This window comes from Roseovarius azorensis (assembly GCF_900109455.1).
GTDB classification, from domain to species: domain Bacteria; phylum Pseudomonadota; class Alphaproteobacteria; order Rhodobacterales; family Rhodobacteraceae; genus Roseovarius; species Roseovarius azorensis.
In genome coordinates, this window is the sequence record NZ_FOAG01000001.1 from 452,794 (window position 1) to 472,148 (window position 19,355).

Below are 19,355 nucleotides of genomic sequence, written 5' to 3' on the forward strand. Positions count from 1 at the left end.
GGTCTGCCATGCCCCTGCGATATGCGCCAAAGGGGGCGCATTTTCCGGTCGCATTAGATAGACTTGCAAAAACCCCGCCCGCCATGCGATTCGTGGGGCAGCATGGGGCAAGACAAGCGAGGGCCGAGGAAATGAGCCAGATAGACGAGTTGCAGGCGCGGATCACCGTTGCCCTCGACCGGATCGCCGAAGGGCTGGAGGCGCGGCCCGGCGGGGCTGGAACAGGAGAGATTGAGGCCCTCCGGGCGCAGATCGAAGAAGAGCGGCTGGCCAATGCGCAGCTTGAGGAACGGGTGAGGGCGCTGCGCAAGAAGATCGCGGCGCGCGAGACCAGGATAGCCCGCCTGCAGGAGGAGCACTCGGAAACGCTGGGCAGGTTCGACCGGGATCTGCAGGCGCTGCGTCAGGCCAACCAGCAGTTGCGCGATAACAATCAGGCGCTGCGCGAGGCGCATCAGGCCGGCGTGGCCGAGCCGCATCTGATCAACAAATCCATGATGATCGAACTGGAAGGCCTGCGCGCCGCCCGCGCCGCCGACCGCAGCGAGGTCGATGCGGTGCTTGCCGAGCTGGGCAAGGCAATTGCCGGGGCAGGTAGGGCCGAGGATGCCCGGGACGAAACGGAGGAAGCATAATGCCGGACGTCGAGATTCAGATCGGGGGCAGGTCGTTCGAGGTTGCTTGTCAGGAGGGCGAGGAACATTACCTGCGCACCGCGGCCAGAATGCTGGACGAGGAGGCCACGGTGCTGACCACGCAGGTCGGGCGCATCCCCGAGGCGCGGATGTTGCTGATGGCGGGGCTGATGCTGGCGGACAAGACCGCAGGCGCGCAGGACAGGCTGCGCGAGGCCGAGGATCGGCTGGCGGAAAAGGAGGCCGAGCTTGCGCAGTTGCGCAACGCACCCGCGCCCGAGGCGCAGCGGATCGAAGTGCCGGTCGTGCCCGAACCGGTCATCGAGACACTGGCCGAGATCGCGGCCCGCGCCGAGGCGCTGGCGGAAACGGTAGACGGCACGCGAGCCGGGTGACGGGGCAGGTCATGCGATGAAATGGATCGGGTTTGCCCTGCTTGTGCTGATTGCGGCGGGGCTGGCCTATATCCGCCTCGCGCCGTCTGATGTGGCGCGCTGGCATGACCTGCCGGACGGGATCAGCGATCAGACGCTCGAGAGTGGGGCGATGCGGCGGGTCAGGGGCGATCTGGCCGCGTTAGACGCGATCATCCGCGACACGCCGCGCACGACGGTTCTGGCCGGTTCGGTCGAGGACGGGATGGTCACCTATGTCACGCGCTCTCGTGTCTTTGGCTTTCCGGATTATACCACGGTGCGGCAGGCGGGCGAGCGGCTGGAGATTTATGGCCGTCTGCGCTTTGGCGCGTCAGATCTGGGCGTCAACGCCGCCCGAATCGACGGCTGGCTGCGGCGTCTCGATCAGGCCGGATGACAGGCAGCCGTCCGAGACCTTGCGCCACATCGGCACGTTGAGCGACATCTGGCATTGCGCCATGAACATCTTGCCATCAACCTGAAGGCAGGTCATCTCGCCCAATTCGACGCGCGCGCCGCTCTTGTCGGTGCAATAGCAGTCTATCGTCTTGCCGCCGATGGTGCCATCAGGCAGCGCCGGCGTCGCGGCAAGGATCAGAAGAGCGATCAATCGTTTCATGGCCAGATGTTAGCACAGGTCTGCGCTCTTGACCAATACACAAGGATGCGACAGAGGATCATTCCCATGGTGCCGCTGGACAGACTGGAACAGATCACGCAGCGCTTCGAATATATCGAGGCGCAGATGACGCAGGGCGGCGGCGATATCGCGCGGCTGGGGCGCGAATATGCCGAACTGCGCCCCGTGGTCGAGGAGATCCGCGCCTATCGTCAGGCGCTGGCGGATATCGAGAGCGCGCGCGCCATGCTGGGCGATCCCGAGATGCGTGATCTGGCGCGAGAGGAGCTTGAGTCGCTGGAGGCGCGCCTGCCCGGCATGGAACACGCTCTGCAACTGGCGCTGTTGCCGCGGGACACGGCGGATGCGCGGCCCGCGATTCTGGAGATACGACCCGGCACCGGCGGAGAGGAAGCGGCGCTGTTCGCCGCCGACCTGATGCGGATGTATCAGCGCTATGCCGAAGGCCGGGGCTGGTCGTTCGACGTGATCGAGGAGCAGGAGAGCGACCTGGGCGGCATCCGCGAGCTGGTCGCGCATATCAAGGGGGATGGGGTCTTTGCCCGGCTCAAGTTCGAATCGGGGGTCCACCGGGTGCAGCGCGTTCCCGAAACCGAGAGCGGCGGGCGCATCCACACCTCGGCGGCGACGGTGGCGGTGCTGCCCGAGGCGGAGGATGTGGACATCCGCATTGATCCGGGCGATCTGCGGATCGACACGATGCGCAGTTCCGGCGCGGGCGGTCAGCATGTGAACACCACCGATTCGGCGGTCAGGATCACCCATATCCCCAGCGGGATCGTGGTCACGAGCAGCCAGAAATCGCAGCATCGCAACCGCGAGATCGCGATGGAGGTGCTGCGGTCGCGGCTCTTTGATCTGGAGCGGCAGCGCGCGGACAGCGAACGCAGCGCCAATCGCGCGGCGCAAGTCGGGTCGGGGGATCGTTCCGAGCGCATCCGCACCTATAATTTCCCGCAGGGCCGCATGACCGATCACCGGATCAACCTGACGCTCTACAAGCTGGATCAGGTCATGAACGGCGATCTGGACGAGGTGATCGACGCGCTGACCGCCGATGCGCAGGCCACGCTGCTGGCGGAGATGTCGTGAGCGCGCAGGCCGCCCTGAGCGCGGCGGTTCGCGCGCTGGAGGCTGCGGGGATCGAGGGCGCTTCGCGCGATGCGCGGATCCTGCTGGCCGAGGCGATGGCGGTGACGCGGGATCGGCTGACGCTGCATCTGGCGGATGATCTGCCGCCGGAAGTGCAGGCGCGGTTCGAGGCGATGATCGCGCGGCGCGCGGACCGCGCGCCGGTATCGCGGATCATCGGGCGGCGCGCGTTCTGGGGGCGCGATTTCGCGGTGACGCCCGAAGTGCTCGATCCGCGCCCCGAGACCGAATGCCTGATCGCCGCAGCGCTGGGTGGGCCGGTGCCGCAGCGCCTGCTGGATCTGGGCACCGGCAGCGGGATCATCGCGGTGACGCTGCTGGCGGAATGGCCCGACGCGCGGGGCGTGGCCTGCGACATATCGCCAGCGGCGCTGGAGGTGGCGGTGCGGAACGCGGCGCGCCACGGGGTGTCGGGGCGCCTTGATCTGATCGTGTCGGACTGGTTCGGGGCGGTGCGGGGCCGGTTCGATCTGATCGCGTCGAACCCGCCCTATATCGCGGCGGATGAAATGGCCGGGCTGGCCGAAGAGGTGCGCGGGCATGATCCGCGCGCCGCGCTCACCGACGAGGGCGACGGTCTGGCGGCCTATCGTGTCATTGCCGGTCAGGCGGGGGCCTGTCTGTGTCCGGGCGGTCGGATCCTGGTGGAAACCGGCTGGCGGCAGGGGGCGGCGGTGGCCGCGCTGTTCGACGCGGAGGGATTCGCGCAGGTCGCGATCCTGCCCGATCTGGAGGGGCGCGATAGGGTGATTGGCGCGGTCTGGCCCGGATGAATGAGCACATTTCCGGCATAATCCGCGCGAAATGCGGAAAAATGCCGGTTTGCTCTTGTATGACGGGGCGGCACATGCTTAGTGAGTAGTATCAAGACGGAGGATGCCCGATGGGCGGTCCCGCTTGATATCATGCCAGAACATGTCCGACCCGTTTCAACATTCGGCGCAAGGGGCGCCAATCGGGTCAAGCGAACATTCGAGCACAGGGCTGGACAGCACCATATGAGATCATCGAAGTCACGTCAGCGGAACAAGCCGAACCGCAATCGTTCGGTCGGGAATGTCGTAAACCGGGTGTTCGACAGTTCCGGCCCCGAAGGCAAGGTGCGCGGCACGCCGCAGCAGATCATCGAGAAATACAACCAGCTTGCGCGCGATGCGCAACTGTCGGGCGACCGGGTGGCGACCGAGAATTTCCAGCAGCATGCCGAGCATTATCTGCGCCTGCTGGGCGAGGCCCAGAAAGAGCAGGACGCCCGCCGCGACGAGCAGGAGCGCCAGAACCGCGAGCGTCAGGGCGAGCGGGACCGTGGCGAGCGGCCCGAACGACAACCCTACCGCGAGCGTGATTCGGGCGAGAGTGGCGGCGGACATGATCCGGCGCGCGCGCCGCAGCCCGATGTGATCGACAGCGGCGACGAGACCGGAAGCGGTCTGGTCGAGACGCCAGAGAGCCAGGAGCCGTCACCGCTCAAGCCGCCGCGCAAACCGCGCGCCAAACGCCCCCCCAAGGCAGAGGCGCAGCAGGAGCAGGTGCAGCCCGAAGAGCCTGTGGTCGCCCCGTCCGGGCCTGCCGAGGCGGCGGAGTAAACCGCACGGTATGAGTTGAAGAGGGCGCGGGGCCGCATTGGCCGCGCGCCTTTTTGCTGGCCGGGATGATCGAGTATTTTTGGAATGATGAAAGCAGGGGGCTGCGCTCTGGTCTTTCCGGGGACGCGGGCCCGCCGCAGGAAAGATGAGAGAGCCGATGCCCACTGACCGACCACAGCCCGTATTTGTGCTTGTGCGCCCGCAGATGGGCGAGAACATCGGCGCGGCGGCGCGGGCGATGTGGAATTTCGGCCTGGACCGGATGCGGATCGTGGCGCCGCGCGATGGCTGGCCAAATCCGCGCGCGGTGGCGATGGCAAGCGGCGCGGGGCGGTTGCTGGACGAGGCGGTGCTGGTCGACGGGACAAGCGCGGCGGTGGGCGACTGTTCTTTCGTTCTGGCGACCACGGCGCGGGCGCGCGGTCTGACCAAGCCGGTGCTCAGCCCCGAGCGCGCGATGGCGCTGGCGGCCGAAAGGATCGCGGCGGGCGAGCGGGTGGCGGTGCTTTTCGGTCCCGAGCGGGCGGGGCTGGAGAACGATGATATCGCGCGTGCCAATGCGGTGATCAATGTGCCGGTGAATCCGGAATTCGCCAGCCTCAACCTGGCGCAATGCGTGCTGTTGACCGCCTATGAGTGGCAGCGGGCGGGCGGCGGGATCATGCATGAGCGGGTCGATATGGCCGGGGCCGAGTGGGCCGAGCAGATCGAGATCGAGAAGCTCTCGGAGCATTACGAGGCGCGCCTGGCCGAGGCGGGTTTCTTTTTCCCAGAACACAAGGCTGACAGCATGCGACTCAACCTTCGCAACATGTGGAGCAGGATGCCGCTGACGCGCGCCGATGTGCAGACGCTGCACGGTGTCCTGCGGCAGATGGTGCGCTGGAAAGAGCGCGGTTGAAGGCTGGGGGTGCGCGCCCTAGTGTTGACAGGTGCCAGAGCGGACGAGGCAGGGAAATGAGTGGCAAGCGCAGTATTTTTGAAGAGGTGGACAGCGCCGATACCAAGGCCAGATCGACCCCCAGGGGCGGCATGATCGACGCCGGCAGACGCGGCGCGCGCGGGGCGACCCGGCTCTGGCTGATGGTGCTTTTCGCGCTTGTCGTGGCGATGATCGCGGTGGGGGGGTTGACGCGGCTGACCGACAGCGGGCTGAGCATCACCGAATGGAAGCCGGTCACCGGCGCGCTGCCGCCGATGTCCGAGGCGCATTGGATGGAGGAATTCGACAAGTACCGCGCCATTCCGCAATACGAGATCATCAACAAGGGCATGAGTCTGGCCGAGTTCAAGGTGATCTACTGGTGGGAATGGGGCCACAGGCAACTGGGCCGGGTGATCGGGCTGGTCTGGGCGGTCGGATTCGTTGGCTTTTTGCTGGCGCGGCAGGTGCCGGTGGGCTGGACCGGGCGGTTCTTGCTGCTGGGCGCGCTCGGTGGGGCGCAGGGGGCCATCGGCTGGTGGATGGTGGCGTCGGGCCTTACCGGCGACATGGTGGCGGTGGCCTCTTACCGGCTGGCCACCCATCTGGGGCTGGCCTTTGTGATCCTCGGGTTGATCGCGTGGTATGTGTTCCTGCTTGGCCGCGAGGACCGCGAATTGATGCAGGCGCGGCGCGCGCGCGAGGCGCGGCTGTTCGGTCTTTCGACCGGGCTCATGCACTTCGCCTTTCTGCAAATCCTGCTGGGGGCGCTGGTGGCGGGGATCGATGCCGGGCGCACCTTTACCGACTGGCCGCTGATGGCGGGGGGCGTGTTGCCGCCGGGGATGATGGAGTTGCAGCCCTGGTGGCGGAATTTCTTTGAGAATCCCGGCATGGTGCAGTTCATCCACCGGGTCAGCGGCTATCTGCTGCTGGCCTTTGCTGTGGTGGTCTGGCTGCGTGGACGGCGCAGCGCGCATGCCGCGACGCGCGGGGCGTTCACGGCGGTCTTTGCGGTGCTGCTGTTGCAGATCGTGCTGGGGATCATGACGGTGCTCTATATCGCGCCCTGGCAGTTGGCGATCGTGCATCAGCTGGTGGCGGTGCTGCTCTGGGTGCTGATCCTGCGGGCGCGGTTCCTGAGCCAGTATCCGCGCGCGACGTCGATCCGGGGGGGATGAGATGACGGCCTGTGACGATCTGATGGCGCTGGAGCGTGAGACGCAGGCACTGGCGCAGGTGGCCGGGCGGCTGGGCTGGGATCAGGAAACGATGATGCCGCGCGGCGCCGCCGATCAGCGGGCCGAGGAATCGGGTGCGATGCAAGCGGTTCTGCATGCGCGTCGCACCGATGCGCGACGCGGAGACCTGCTGGCCGCTGCCGAAGGTGAGGCCACGGACGACATTGCGCGCGCGCAATTGCGCCGTATCCGACGCGATTTCGATCGCGCCACGCGCGTGCCCGCAGATCTGGCGGTGGCGGTGGCGCGGCTGACCAGCCGGGCACAGGGCCAATGGGCCGAGGCGCGGGCGGCGGACGATTACGCCGCCTTTGCCCCGGTGCTGGCCGAGGTGGTGCGGCTGAAACGCGAGGAGGCGGCGGCGCTGGCGAGGGGCGGCGATCTCTACGAGGCGCTGCTTGACGAATACGAGCCGGGGATGACCGTGGCGCGGCTCGATGCGATGTTTGCGGAAATGCGGCCCCGGCTGGTGTCGCTGCGCGCTCGCGCGCTTGCGGCGGAATGGCCGATGCTGGACGCGCATTTCGACGAGCAGGCGCAATTGCGCCTCGCGCGCGAGTTGGCGCGCCGCTTCGGTTATGATTTCGCGCGCGGGCGGCTCGACATGGCGGTGCATCCCTTCAGTTCCGGCAGCGGCGACGATGTACGCATCACCACGCGGGTGAGCGAGAGCGATCCGTTCAACTGCATCTATTCGACGATCCACGAGGTCGGTCATGCCTGCTATGAACAGGCGATTGATCCGGCTTATCGGTTTACGCCGCTGGGGCAGGGCGTGTCGATGGGCGTGCATGAGAGCCAGAGCCGGATCTACGAGAATCAGCTGGGTCGGGGGCGGGCGTTCTGCGGTTGGCTGTATCGCCGGATGCGCGAGATATTTGACGATGTCGGGGTGACGGATGAGGATTCGTTTTACCGCGCGGTGAACCGCGTGCATCGCGGTTATATACGCACCGAATCCGATGAGGTGCAGTACAACCTGCACATCATGCTGCGGTATGATCTGGAGCGGGCGCTGATCGCGGGCGATCTGGTCACGGACGATCTGGAGGCGGCGTGGAACGACCGCTTTGTCGCCGATTTCGGCTATCCGGTGGACCGGGCGTCGAACGGCGTGCTGCAGGATGTGCATTGGTCGGTGGGGCTGTTCGGCTATTTTCCGACCTACAGTCTGGGCAATGTCTATGCCGGGTGTCTGCATGCGGCGATGCGTCGGGCAGTGCCGGAGTTGGACGAGCGGCTGGCGCAGGGCGATCCGGGTGTCGCGACCGCCTGGCTGCGCGCCGGGGTGCAGCGGCATGGCGGGCGTCATGAACCGGACGAGGTGATCGGGAATGCCTGCGGGCAGGCTCTCGCCGCGGAACCGCTGCTGAGCTATCTGGAAGAGAAATTCGGCGCGCTCGCGGAGTGATCGGGATCACTCGTTCACGGTCGCCTCGACCGGTTCGACCGGTTCGGTCTGTTCGATCCATTGCGTGAGGATCGAGCGCAGCAGCGCCACATCGCGCGTCTCGATCGCCTCGGACAGGGATCTGAGCGCCTTGGCCAGTTCGATCTCTGACAGATGCCCCTCTTGCGCGCGCAGGATCCGGGGATGCGGTGTGGTCAGCATGTCCGAACCGATCAGCAGTTCCTCGTGCAGCTTTTCGCCGGGGCGCAGGCCGGTGATCCGGATCTCGATGTCGCCCTGCGGATTTTCCGCGTCGCGCACGGTGTGACCCGAGCCTTCGATCATCTTGCGGGCCACATCGCGCATCGCGACAGGTTTGCCCATGTCGAGCACGAAGACATCGCCGCCGCGCGCGAATGTGCCCGCGAGCAGCACGAGGCGCGTCGCCTCGGGGATGGTCATGAAATAGCGCGTCACCTCGGGATGGGTCAGGGTGACGGGGCCGCCGCGGGCGATCTGTTCGGCGAAGAGCGGGATCACCGAGCCGGACGAGCCGATGACATTGCCGAAACGCACCATGGAAAACCGCGTCTTCGTGCTGCGCGTGGCCATGTCCTGAATGATCATCTCGGCAAAGCGCTTTGACGCGCCCATGACAGAGGTCGGGCGCACCGCCTTGTCGGTAGAGACGAGGATGAATCTCTCGACGCCCGCATCGCGGGCGGCGTTGGCCACCGTTCGGGTGCCGATCACGTTGTTGCGCATCCCCTCGATGGCGTTGGCCTCGACCATGGGAACGTGCTTGTAGGCCGCCGCGTGCAGCACGATGTCGATCTTCTTGGCCTGCATCAGGACGGTGACGAGCGCCTTGTCGTTGATCGAGCCGAGGATCGGGGTGATGGTCAGGTCGGGCGCAAGGGCGCGCAGTTCGCGGTCTATATCGAAGAGAGCGATTTCGCTGTGATCGAGCAGCACCAGATGTCCAGGGCGCGAGCGGATCAGTTGACGGCACAGTTCCGACCCGATCGAGCCGCCGGCCCCGGTCACCAGGATGCGCCGCCCGGCATAGGTTTCGTTCACGCCGGGCAGCTGATCCTCCAGCCCGTCGCGCCCGAGGAGATCGCTGAGGCCCACGGGACGGCTCTCGTAAAGCGTGCGTGCGTCATTGGTCACCAGATCGGCAAAGGAGGGCAGGGCATGCACCTCGCAGCCCAGATCGGTCAGTCTGCGGGTGATCGCGGCGCGCGTGGCGGCGGGGGCGCTCGGCATTGCCAGCACGATGCGCTGCACGTTGTGCTGGGCGACCAGTTGCGCGATGTCGTCGGGCTTGTGAACCCGCAGCCCGCCAATTTGCAGCGATTGCAGACGGGGTTCGTCATCGACAAAGGCCACCGGCATCACGGCGTCATCGGTGGTCAGCGCCGCGGCAAGCTGCTGGCCGGTCTGGCCCGCACCGTAGATCAGCACCCGCAGCCGGGGGGTGCCGCGGCGCTGGATCCGCAACAGGGCGGCCCGCAGCACCAGCCGCGCCGTGACCGTCAGGATCAGGTAGATCAGGCCAGTTATCACAAGGGCACCGGGATGCGCCGCGTGACCCTGCAAGAGCCGTGAGGCCGCCAGCCCGATCACCATGAGCGCCATGGCGACAAAGGCGGAAGCGAGCATGTCCCGCCCCGCATAGGAGTTGAGACGGACCCTGGGCAGGCCCAGAACCACATTGAGCAGACCCGTCGCCGCAAGCAGAAGACCCAGATCCCAAAACCGGATATCCGCCGCATCTGCGGACCAGTCCGCGCCGGGAGTCAGCGTATGCGCCAGAAACCAGGCAACAGCCAGAAGCAGGACATCAAGCGCAAGAAAGACAGCGTATCTGTGCGAAGGCCGCAAAGTTGCGACGAGGTGGTAAAACATTGCCAGTCCTCAACATGCCGGGGCTGAATATCCTCAGGGTCTGTTACGAAAATAATATTTTTCAGTGAGGGCTCCAGCCACGTCTGGTCACGTTGCTGTCAGAACTCTGTCATTTGCTAGTCGGAGCCTGAGCGCCGCGCAAGAAATAATCTGTCCCGGCGCCTTATCTGCAAGGGCAACCGCCGCAATTCCGCACCAGGATCGCGTGGGAGCCTCGGGGCGAACACGTCGAACGCCGTGCGGCACAGCAGCGCCAGGTCGTAGCCGGGGCTCTGGTGCCGCGCCCATATCAGATCGAGCCGCGCCTTGACCGGAATGCAGCGGCGCACATAGATATCCTCCGAGGTCTCGCGCGTGTGGCAATCGCCCAGCAGGCGTGCCTCGGTTCGGTGATAGACCAGCGTCGCCAGCCCGGTCACACCGGGGCGGTGGTCGAGCACGCGGGCGTAGAGATCGGGAAACATCTCGACATAGGCGCGCAGCGGCGGCCTTGGTCCGACAAAGCTCATGTCGCCGCGCAGGATATTCAACAATTGCGGCAGTTCGTCGAGACGATAGCGGCGCAGCCAGTGACCGAGCGGGGTGATCCGGTCCTGCTTGTAGGCGCCTGACACGCCGCTATCCGCATCAATGTGGCGCATGGTGCGGAATTTCCAGAGGCAGAACGGTGTCTGCGCGGTCTTCATCCGTTCGGAGAGATAGAACACCGGCGCGCCGTCCACCAGCAGGATCAGCAGCGCGATAACCAGCATGACGGGGGCCAGCAGCGCCGCAAGGGCGAGCGCCAGAACCACATCCGTCAGCCGCTTGAGCGGCGCGCCAGTCCGCGCCAATCGTAAATCATTTCGGATGCAGTCCTGTGCCATTCCATCAGGGGTAATATGGACGTGATTAAAGAAGCGTTAAGCGTGACTATCTGAATCGCCTGTGCCGACGCCGCGCGCCAGTAGATGGGGCGGTCTGCGGCCTCGACCAGATCCTGCATTCCAACCGGTTCGGGGGCGGTGACGTTCAGGCAGTCGGGCAGCGTCTCGGACGGCAATACGGCCAGAGCGGCCAGAGCCCGGGCCAGATCGCCGGGGGCGATATAGCTGCGCAGCGGTCCGGCGCCGTCGGCAAAGCGGTCCAGTGTCACCGGTGCCATCTGCGGCAGAAGGGCAGGCGCCAGACTGTCGGCACCCACCACATTGGCCAGCCGAAGGATGGTGTGGCGGATGCCTTCGGGCGGCAGGGCGCGGATCGTTTCCTCCATCGCCAGCTTGGCCGCGCCATAGGCGCCGACCGGGGCGGGCGGGTCAGTCTCGCGCAGATCTTGACCCGGCCCGTAGACCGCCGCCGAGGACAGGTGAAAGACGCGCTGCGCCCCGCAGGCGTGGGCCAGCGCCAGCGTGTCGGTGAGCAGCGCGCTGTTGATCGCAAGATCCGCCGCATCGCCGGAGGTCCGGCCCCAGAGCGCCACCAGCGTGCCGCAGGCGGGCAGCGCAGGTAGCGGCATGCCAGGGGACCACAGGATGTCCGCAGGCGCCCGGCGCGCCAGCCACAGCGCATCCGGTGCGTCCGGCAGGTCTGGCCATGCGCGCTGCAGCAGCCGCCCGAGACGGCCGTTGCTGCCTGTGAAAAGGCATCGGTCTGCGCGGGATGACCTGTCCAAGAGCGGCTCTTTGCGGCGTGACGGAAACACGCGCATGGCTAGCATATCCGCTGGCGGAGCGAAAGTTCGCGGGACGGGGCTGGTGCCGGTCAGATATTGGCGAAGATGTTGAGCACTTCGCGCTCATCCTCGGCCACGCGCGGCTGTCTGGGGGCGGTCTCGACCGTTTTGAGCGCCCGCCGGATTTCCAGCTGGACGGGGCGTTTGTGACTGGCCGTCGGGGTGATACGCCGCGGCTTTACGGGTTTTTGCACCAAGGCGCTGCGACGTGCGCGCGACCCCAGCATCGAGGCGCTGCGGATTTCGTGGGGGCTGAGGGTCATGTAGCTGAGCATGATGGCGCATATCAGGGTGATATCGCGCCAGAAGGCCGAGACAGCACCGGGTTCTACATGCACCATGTGCTGCGCCAGACTGCTGGCAAAGATGAAAAGTGCGAGGCTGAGCGCTGACAGCCGCAGATGGTAGCCGATCATGAATGTGGCCGAGAGACACAGCAATATGGTCGATCCGGCGATGTCGGCGGTTCTCGGGTCGAGAAAGGCCGCGAACAGGACCGCCTTGTCGAGACCCGTCACCAGATCGAGTGCAAGCGCCATGAAATAGGATCCGGTCACGACGCGGATCAGGTTCCGGGCGACCTGATTAGTGGTTTCATTGCGTCGTGCGGTCACGGACGTCAGCCATTCCTGGAGTGCGGGAAACAAGGTGGCACTTTTACAACCTTTGAGCGACTTTCGCTGTCCGACTTTCCCCGGACACTCTGGCTAAAATCGGGCCAAAGCGTGATTTTCCGCGGCTTTCCTGTGGCCTCAGCCGAGCGCGCGTTCAGCTTTCGGTGGTTTCATCCTCATCGGCCTGTTCCGCGATCCAGGCGACCGACACGACCTCTTCGCCGGCACCGGTGTTGAATACCTTGACCCCGCCCGCGCTGCGCGAGCGAAACGAAATGCCCTCGACCGGTACCCGGATCGACTGCCCCTTGGAGGTGGCGAGCATGATCTGATCCTCGCGCGTGACCGGGAAAGAGGCCACGAGATTGCCGCCGCGCATGGATTTCTCGATTGCCGTCACGCCCATGCCGCCGCGCCCGCGCACCGGGTAATCGTGGCTGGAGCTCAGCTTGCCGGTGCCGCGCGCGGTGATCGTCAGGATCAGATCCTGCGCCGCCAGCATGTCCTGGTAACGCTCTTCCGGCAGGGCGGTGTCGGTGATTGTCACGCCCTCGCTGTCGGGGTCGCCCGCGCTGGTCTCGTCCTCGGGCTCTGCCCCGAATTCGGCACGGAAGCGCTTGAGGAAGGCGGCGCGTTCCTCCGGCGTCGCCTCGAAATGGCGGATCACCGACATCGAGACGACCCGATCGCCATTGAGCAGCCTGATCCCGCGCACGCCGGTCGATTTGCGCCCCTTGAAGACACGCACATCGTTGGTGGAAAACCGGATCGCGCGCCCCGAGTCGGTGACGAGCATCACGTCATCCTCTTCGGTGCAGATGCGCGCATTCACCAGTTCCACCCCCTCGGGCAGATCCATCGCGATCTTGCCGTTGCGTTTGACATTGGTGAAATCGCTGAGCGCGTTGCGCCGCACATCGCCTGCGGAGGTGGCAAACACGATCTGCAGGTCGTCCCATTCCTCTTCGGCGCGGTCCACGGGCATGATCGCGGCGATGGAAACGCCAGAGGGAATCGGCAGGATGTTGACGATCGCCTTGCCCTTGGAAGTGCGTCCGCCAAGCGGCAGCCGCCACGTCTTGAGCTTGTAGACCATTCCGTCGGTGGTGAAGAACAGAAGCTGCGTGTGCGTGTTGGCCACGAACAGCGTGGTCACCACGTCCTCGTCCTTGGTGGACATGCTGCTCAGGCCCTTGCCGCCGCGTTTCTGCGCGCGGAAATCGGCGAGCGCCGAGCGCTTGATATAGCCGCCCTGCGTGACGGTCACGACCATGTCCTCGCGCTCGATGAGGTCTTCGTCCTCCATGTCGCCGGACCAGTCGACGATCTCGGTGCGGCGGGGGACGGCGAACAGTTCCTTCACCTCGCGCAACTCATCCGCGATGATCTGCATGATCCGCTCGCGGCTGGCGAGGATGGCGAGGTATTCCTTGATCTTGCCCGCGAGGTCCTGCAGCTCGTCGGTGACTTCCTTGACGCCGAGTTGCGTCAGGCGTTGCAGACGCAGGTCAAGGATCGCGCGGGCCTGCACCTCGGAGAGGTTATAGGTGCCGTCCTCGTTGGCCCGGTGGCTCGGGTCATCTATCAGCGCGATATAGGGCAGGATATCTCCAGCGGGCCAACGCCGTTCCATCAGTTTTGTGCGGGCCTCGGCGGCGTCGGCGGAGGCGCGGATCGTGGCCACCACCTCATCGACGTTGGACACGGCGACCGCCAGACCGCAAAGAACATGCGCGCGCTCGCGCGCCTTGCGCAGGTCATAGGCGGTGCGGCGTGCGACCACTTCTTCACGGAAGGTAATGAAGAGCGACAGGAACCGGTGCAGTGTCAACTGCTCGGGCTTGCCACCGTTAAGGGCCAGCATGTTGCAGCCGAAATAGGTCTGCATCGGGGTAAAGCGGTAAAGCTGGTTGAGCACGACCTCGGCGGTTGCGTCGCGTTTGAGTTCGATCACCACACGCACGCCGTTGCGGTCGCTCTCGTCCTGCACATGGGAGATGCCCTCGATCCGCTTGTCGCGGGCGGCCTCGGCGATGCGCTCGATCATCGTGGCCTTGTTCACCTGATAGGGGATCTCGTCTATGACGATGGCGAAGCGGTCCTTGCGGATTTCCTCGGTGTGAGTGCGCGCGCGAATGATGACGCTGCCGCGCCCCTCCAGGTAGGCCTTGCGCGCGCCCGAACGGCCCAGCATCAGGCCGCCGGTGGGAAAATCCGGGCCTGGAACATAGGCGATCAGATCCTCGCTCTCGAGGTCGGGGTTGTCGATCAGCGCCAGCGTGGCGTCGATCACCTCGCCCAGGTTGTGCGGCGGGATATTGGTGGCCATGCCGACGGCGATACCGCCCGCGCCATTGACCAGCATGTTGGGAAAACGCGCGGGCAGGACGGTGGGCTCGCGGTCCTTGCCGTCGTAATTGTCCTGAAAGTTGACGGTTTCCTTTTCGATATCGGCCAGCAGAAAGGCGGCCGGCTTGTCCATGCGCACCTCGGTATAGCGCATGGCGGCCGCGTTATCGCCGTCCATCGAGCCGAAATTGCCCTGACCGTCCAGCAGCGGCAGCGACATCGAGAAATCCTGCGCCATGCGCACCAGTGCGTCATAGATCGCGGAGTCCCCGTGCGGGTGGTATTTCCCCATCACGTCGCCGACCGCGCGGGCGGATTTGCGGTAAGGCTTGTCATGGGTATTGCCGCCCTCGTGCATGGCGTAAAGGATGCGGCGATGCACGGGTTTCAACCCGTCGCGCAGATCGGGAATCGCGCGGCTGACGATCACGCTCATCGCGTAATCGAGATAGGATGTTTTCATCTCGTGTTCGATCGAGACCACCGGCCCGTCGTATTCGGGGCGCTCAGGCATATTTTCATCCATGTTTTCAGGGGGTTGAGGCGTGTCGCTCACGATTTTTACCGTCCTGTGATCTGGCGCTATATATTGTTGGAAAGACTATATCAGAGGCAGGATATGGGGTGCAATGGGCCAGCGCCACCACATTTGTCAGCCATCAAATCGGAGTGATAACACACTGTTTTTATTGAAAAGTAATTTCTTTCGGGCATGATCGAACCATCAGGCAGATACAGGAGCAGAAAATGGAGATGTCTGAAACCGAACTGATGCTGCGCGGATACGGGCTGACCACGGCGGAATTCTTCTACCGGATGCCCGATTACCGCAATGTGCTGAACAGCTATCTCTGGCAGGATTACGACATCGCGCCGGATCATCCGAAACTCTTTGGCTTCATCGAATTCTGGCAGCGCGAGCTTGACGGCCCGCTGCATTCGGTGCGTTTCACGCACCGCAAGATGATTGCGCCCGGCGAATGGCGCAACGTGGTGGGTGAATTCACCCTGCACTGACGTGGCGACGGCATTCTGACCCGGTGCGGTCGGATGGGATCCTTGCGCATTTTCATATTTCGTATATTCTGGAAATATGGAAAAATTGATTCCCTCCCGTCTGTCCACCCTGGGCCATCCGCAGCGGCTGGCGATTTTCCGGCTGTTGATGCGGCGCTATCCCGACCGGGTGCCCGCCGGAGAGCTGGCGGAGGCGCTGGCGCTCAGGCCCTCGACGCTGTCGGCCTATCTGGCGGCGCTGATGCAGGCGGGGCTGGTCACACAGGAACGGGCGGGCACGTCGTTGCGATACTCCGTCGAGATGATCGAACTGCGGCGGACCCTGGACTACCTGCTCAACGATTGCTGTCGCGGGCGCCCGGATATCTGCGTGCCCGTCGTTTCGTCCCTTCAGACAGGAGCCGCCGCCATGACGCACCGGAAATACAATGTTCTGTTCATCTGCGTGGGCAATTCCGCGCGCTCGATCTTTGCCGAGACCCTGCTGCGCGATATCGCCGGTGATCGGTTCAATGTCCATTCCGCCGGCACGCGCCCCTATTCGGAGATGAACCCCTTTGCGATCGAGGTGCTCAGGGCCAAGGGGCATGATGTGACGCCGCTGCGCGCCAAGAATGTCAGCGAATTCAGCTCGCCGGGTGCGCCGAGGATGGATTTCGTCTTTACCGTCTGTGACCGGGCCGCGAACGAGGAATGTCCGCCCTGGCAGGGGCAACCGATCAGCGCCCATTGGGGCATGCCCGATCCGGTCAGGGCCGAGGGCACCGAGGCGCAGAGGAGCCTGGCGTTCCAGCAGGCATATGGCGCGTTGCGCAACCGGATCATCGCCTTTGCGGCGCTGCCCCTCGAGACGCTGGACCGGGTCAGCCTGCAGGCGGCGGTGGATGACATTGCGCGGCAGGGTGACGGGGCCGACGCATGACGGTCTATGCGGTCAACGGCCTGGGGCGGATCGGCAAGCTGATCCTGAGGCCGCTGCTGGAGCGGGGGGCGAAAATCGCATGGATCAACGACGCGGTGGGCGATCCGGCGATGCATGCGCATCTGTTCGAGTTCGATACGGTTCACGGGCGCTGGGACGCGGATTTTGCCCATGATCCAGATAGCGTGATCATCGACGGGGTGCGCCTGCCATTCGTCGGCGCGCGCGACCTGCGCGATCTGCCGCTCGGCGGCGTCGATGTGGTGATCGACTGCACCGGAGTGTTCAGGACCGAGGCCAAACTCGCCCCCTATTTCGCGGGCGGGGTCCGCAAGGTCATGGTGTCCGCCCCGGTCAAGGATGGCAACGCGGCGAATATCGTCTATGGCGTCAACCACGACATCTACGATCCCGCGCGCCACCGAATCGTCACGGCGGCGAGTTGCACCACCAACTGTCTCGCGCCGGTGGTCAAGGTGCTGCATGAGGCGATCGGGATCAGGCATGGTTCGATCACCACGATCCATGACGTGACCAACACGCAGGTGATCGTGGACCGGCCCGCCAGGGATTTGCGGCGGGCGCGCTCGGCGCTCAATTCTCTGATCCCGACCACCACCGGCAGCGCCACGGCGATCACGCTGATCTACCCCGAACTCAAGGGGCGGCTCAATGGTCATGCGGTGCGGGTGCCGCTCTTGAACGCCTCGATCACCGATTGCGTGTTCGAGATGGAGCGCGAGACGAGCGTGGAAGAGGTGAACGCCCTTTTCAGCTTGGCCGCCGAGGGGCCGCTCAAGGGCATTCTGGGCTATGAAGAACGCCCGCTGGTCAGCGCGGATTATACCAATGACACAAGGTCGGGCGTTGTCGATGCGCCCTCGACCATGGTGGTGAACGGCACGCAGGTGAAGGTCTATGTCTGGTATGACAACGAGATGGGCTATGCGCATCGCCTCGTCGATGTGGCGCTGATGGTGGGCGAGAGGCTGTGAACGACCGCCCCGAGGGCCTGTCGGCCTATATCGCGGTCACTGCGGCCTACTGGGCCTTCATGCTGAGCGATGGTGCGCTCAGGATGCTGGTGCTGCTGCATTTTCACACGCTTGGCTTCAGCCCGATCCAGCTTGCCTATCTTTTCGTGCTCTATGAGATGGCGGGGATGGTGACCAATCTTTTGGCAGGCTGGGTCGCGGCGCGGTTCGGGTTGACCGCAACCTTATATGCCGGGCTTGGCTTGCAGGTGGTGGCGCTGGTGGCGCTGGCGCAGCTTGACCCCGGCTGGGCCGTGGGCGTCTCGGTGGCCTATGTGATGGTCGTGCAGGGGGTCTCTGGCGTGGCCAAGGATCTGGCCAAGATGTCGTCTAAATCCGCCGTAAAGCTTTTGGCGCCAGCGGAGAAGGCAGGGCTGTTCCGCTGGGTGGCGGTGCTGACGGGATCGAAGAACGCGGTCAAGGGGGCGGGTTTTCTGGTCGGTGCGGGGCTGTTGGCGGCGCTGGGTTTTGTCTGGGCGATCTGGATCATGGCAGGGGGGCTGGCGGCGATCCTAGTGGCGGTGGTCCTTGCCATGCCGCCGGGATTGCCGCGCGGGCGCAGGGGGGCGAAATTCTCGGAAATATTCTCGCGCTCTGCCAATGTGAACTGGCTGAGCGCGGCGCGGGTGTTCCTGTTCGGCGCGCGCGACGTGTGGTTCGTGGTTGGGATACCGATCTATTTCTACAGCGTGCTGTCGGACGGCAGTGAGGCGGGCAACCGGGCGGCGTTTTTCCTGATCGGCGCGTTCATGGCGATCTGGATCATCCTTTACGGCGCGGTGCAGGCCATGGCCCCGCGCATCCTGCGCGCCGCGACGCGCCCCGAGGCGGAGTTGATCGGTGAGGCGCGCGGATGGGCGGCGGGGCTGTTCGGGGTGCCCGCCTGCCTGGCGGTGGTGGCGCTGATCGCGGGCGGGCCCGGGCCCTGGCTCACGGTTGTTCTGGTGGCGGGGCTGCTGGTGTTCGGCGTCGTCTTTGCGGTCAATTCCGCGCTTCATTCCTACCTGATCCTCGCGTTCTCGCGTGCCGAACGGGTCACGATGGATGTGGGGTTCTACTACATGGCCAATGCGGCGGGGCGTCTTCTGGGCACGCTCCTGTCGGGGCTGACCTATCAGGCGGGGGGGCTTGCGCTGATGCTGGGCACGGCGGCGGCAATGGTGGCCCTGTCGGCACTGGCGGCGGGACGGCTCAGAGCCGTGCCTGCCACCCTATGAGGCATCCGCCGGATCAGGGAATGATGCGGGTGTATTTCATGCCTTCGACAGAAGCACCGATCATGGCGCCGGCCTGCCCGAAGATCACGGCAACGATCGGTGAACTTGCGGTGGTGGTGTCTGCGCGCAGGTTCTCGCCGTAATCGTTGAAGGCATATCCGACATCGGCCCCGGCGACCCAGCCCGAGGAGCGGCGGAAATTCTGTAATGCGTCATCGGTCATGAAAAACAGAACATGGGCGAACTGCTGCGCGCCGATCTGCAATCCGATGCTGCCCTTGGTGGCTGAATAATAATCCACGGTAACGTCATTGATCCTCAGCGCTCCGCGGCCAAACCCGCCGCCCAGTCCCAGTCCGGCCTGCGTGACCACGGGCATGACCAGCATGCCGGTGGATTTCTCGGCCAGTTGGCGGGTGTTGGGATAGGTCGAATACATATGGCTCAGCGTCGAATCCACACGCGCATCAATCTTTGCCGCGCCGTCGCTGCCCACGCCGTTGCCACAAGCCGCGAGGAGCGGGGTTCCCGCCAGTATGCCTAGAGTGAATGCGCGTCGTGTCAGAATGTTCATGTCGCTACCTGTTCGTTGCCTCGG

At 64.9% G+C, this 19,355-nt stretch carries 20 protein-coding genes; 13 read left to right on the top strand and 7 right to left on the bottom strand.

Features of this window, described 5'->3' with window-relative positions; all coding sequences use genetic code 11:
- The first annotated feature begins 131 nt into the window (after positions 1-131).
- From BSG08_RS02285 to BSG08_RS02295, 3 genes are read left to right on the top strand one after another with little or no spacing between them, the layout of a single operon-like run.
- Positions 132-635: a hypothetical protein gene (locus tag BSG08_RS02285; protein WP_093031335.1), complete on the top strand. Its 504-nt coding sequence runs from the start codon at positions 132-134 to the stop codon at positions 633-635.
- A complete protein-coding gene (locus tag BSG08_RS02290; RefSeq protein WP_093031337.1) occupies positions 635-1,030 on the top strand; it encodes a cell division protein ZapA in 396 nt (131 codons plus the stop codon). Before BSG08_RS02285 ends, BSG08_RS02290 begins: the two co-directional genes overlap by 1 nt.
- A gap of 16 nt (positions 1,031-1,046) precedes the next feature.
- Complete coding sequence (locus tag BSG08_RS02295) at positions 1,047-1,448, top strand: DUF1499 domain-containing protein (protein ID WP_093031339.1); 402 nt, start codon at positions 1,047-1,049, stop codon at positions 1,446-1,448.
- Here BSG08_RS02295 and BSG08_RS02300 read toward each other — a convergent pair.
- Complete coding sequence (locus BSG08_RS02300) at positions 1,383-1,670, bottom strand: hypothetical protein (protein WP_093031341.1); 288 nt, start codon at positions 1,668-1,670, stop codon at positions 1,383-1,385. The genes BSG08_RS02295 and BSG08_RS02300 overlap by 66 nt on opposite strands.
- Before the next feature lie 66 nt (positions 1,671-1,736).
- Between BSG08_RS02300 and prfA the strand changes: the two genes are divergently transcribed.
- The 6 genes from prfA to BSG08_RS02330 all read left to right on the top strand — a co-directional run bounded on the left by prfA (position 1,737) and on the right by BSG08_RS02330 (position 8,003).
- Entirely contained in the window at positions 1,737-2,783 is a 1,047-nt protein-coding gene (gene prfA, locus BSG08_RS02305) for a peptide chain release factor 1 (RefSeq protein WP_093031343.1), read from the top strand.
- Entirely contained in the window at positions 2,780-3,616 is an 837-nt protein-coding gene (prmC, locus tag BSG08_RS02310) for a peptide chain release factor N(5)-glutamine methyltransferase (protein WP_093031345.1), read from the top strand. The genes prfA and prmC overlap by 4 nt, the downstream gene beginning before the upstream one ends.
- Positions 3,617-3,841: 225 nt before the next feature.
- Entirely contained in the window at positions 3,842-4,429 is a 588-nt protein-coding gene (locus tag BSG08_RS02315) for a DUF4167 domain-containing protein (RefSeq protein WP_093031347.1), read from the top strand.
- 157 nt (positions 4,430-4,586) lie between these two features.
- Positions 4,587-5,330, top strand: a complete 744-nt coding sequence (locus BSG08_RS02320; protein ID WP_093031349.1) for an RNA methyltransferase — start codon at positions 4,587-4,589, stop codon at positions 5,328-5,330.
- A 56-nt stretch (positions 5,331-5,386) separates the two neighbouring features.
- Positions 5,387-6,532 (top strand): heme A synthase, encoded by a 1,146-nt coding sequence (gene ctaA, locus BSG08_RS02325; RefSeq protein ID WP_093031351.1) that lies wholly within the window; start codon positions 5,387-5,389, stop codon positions 6,530-6,532.
- A 1-nt stretch (position 6,533) separates the two neighbouring features.
- A complete protein-coding gene (locus tag BSG08_RS02330; protein ID WP_093031353.1) occupies positions 6,534-8,003 on the top strand; it encodes a carboxypeptidase M32 in 1,470 nt (489 codons plus the stop codon).
- A gap of 6 nt (positions 8,004-8,009) precedes the next feature.
- Here BSG08_RS02330 and BSG08_RS02335 read toward each other — a convergent pair whose 3' ends face one another.
- The 5 genes from BSG08_RS02335 to gyrA form a co-directional block, all read right to left on the bottom strand.
- A complete protein-coding gene (locus BSG08_RS02335; RefSeq protein ID WP_093031356.1) occupies positions 8,010-9,893 on the bottom strand; it encodes a polysaccharide biosynthesis protein in 1,884 nt (627 codons plus the stop codon).
- A gap of 116 nt (positions 9,894-10,009) precedes the next feature.
- Positions 10,010-10,726 carry a sugar transferase gene (locus BSG08_RS02340; protein WP_342742580.1) on the bottom strand — a complete coding sequence of 239 codons (717 nt, stop codon included), beginning with the start codon at positions 10,724-10,726 and terminating at the stop codon, positions 10,010-10,012.
- Complete coding sequence (locus tag BSG08_RS02345; protein ID WP_245770575.1) at positions 10,693-11,544, bottom strand: NAD-dependent epimerase/dehydratase family protein; 852 nt, start codon at positions 11,542-11,544, stop codon at positions 10,693-10,695. The genes BSG08_RS02340 and BSG08_RS02345 overlap by 34 nt, the downstream gene beginning before the upstream one ends.
- Positions 11,545-11,633: 89 nt before the next feature.
- Positions 11,634-12,218 (bottom strand): hypothetical protein, encoded by a 585-nt coding sequence (locus tag BSG08_RS02350; protein WP_139274527.1) that lies wholly within the window; start codon positions 12,216-12,218, stop codon positions 11,634-11,636.
- A gap of 154 nt (positions 12,219-12,372) precedes the next feature.
- Positions 12,373-15,093 (bottom strand): DNA gyrase subunit A, encoded by a 2,721-nt coding sequence (gyrA, locus tag BSG08_RS02355; protein ID WP_093031364.1) that lies wholly within the window; start codon positions 15,091-15,093, stop codon positions 12,373-12,375.
- Positions 15,094-15,314: 221 nt separating this feature from the next.
- On the opposite strand from gyrA, the gene BSG08_RS02360 reads away from it, so the two are divergent.
- The 4 genes from BSG08_RS02360 to arsJ all read left to right on the top strand — a co-directional run bounded on the left by BSG08_RS02360 (position 15,315) and on the right by arsJ (position 18,757).
- Positions 15,315-15,584: an usg protein gene (locus BSG08_RS02360; protein WP_093031366.1), complete on the top strand. Its 270-nt coding sequence runs from the start codon at positions 15,315-15,317 to the stop codon at positions 15,582-15,584.
- Positions 15,585-15,660: 76 nt separating this feature from the next.
- Entirely contained in the window at positions 15,661-16,506 is an 846-nt protein-coding gene (locus BSG08_RS02365; RefSeq protein ID WP_093031369.1) for an arsenate reductase/protein-tyrosine-phosphatase family protein, read from the top strand.
- Positions 16,503-17,501 (top strand): ArsJ-associated glyceraldehyde-3-phosphate dehydrogenase, encoded by a 999-nt coding sequence (locus tag BSG08_RS02370; RefSeq protein WP_093031371.1) that lies wholly within the window; start codon positions 16,503-16,505, stop codon positions 17,499-17,501. Before BSG08_RS02365 ends, BSG08_RS02370 begins: the two co-directional genes overlap by 4 nt.
- On the top strand, positions 17,498-18,757 hold the full coding sequence (arsJ, locus tag BSG08_RS02375; RefSeq protein ID WP_093031373.1) for an organoarsenical effux MFS transporter ArsJ: 1,260 nt from the start codon (positions 17,498-17,500) through the stop codon (positions 18,755-18,757). The genes BSG08_RS02370 and arsJ overlap by 4 nt, the downstream gene beginning before the upstream one ends.
- A gap of 13 nt (positions 18,758-18,770) precedes the next feature.
- On the opposite strand, the gene BSG08_RS02380 is transcribed toward arsJ, so the two are convergent.
- Positions 18,771-19,331, bottom strand: coding sequence for a lipid-binding SYLF domain-containing protein (locus BSG08_RS02380; RefSeq protein WP_093031375.1), 561 nt, complete (start codon positions 19,329-19,331; stop codon positions 18,771-18,773).
- Positions 19,332-19,355 lie beyond the last annotated feature (24 nt).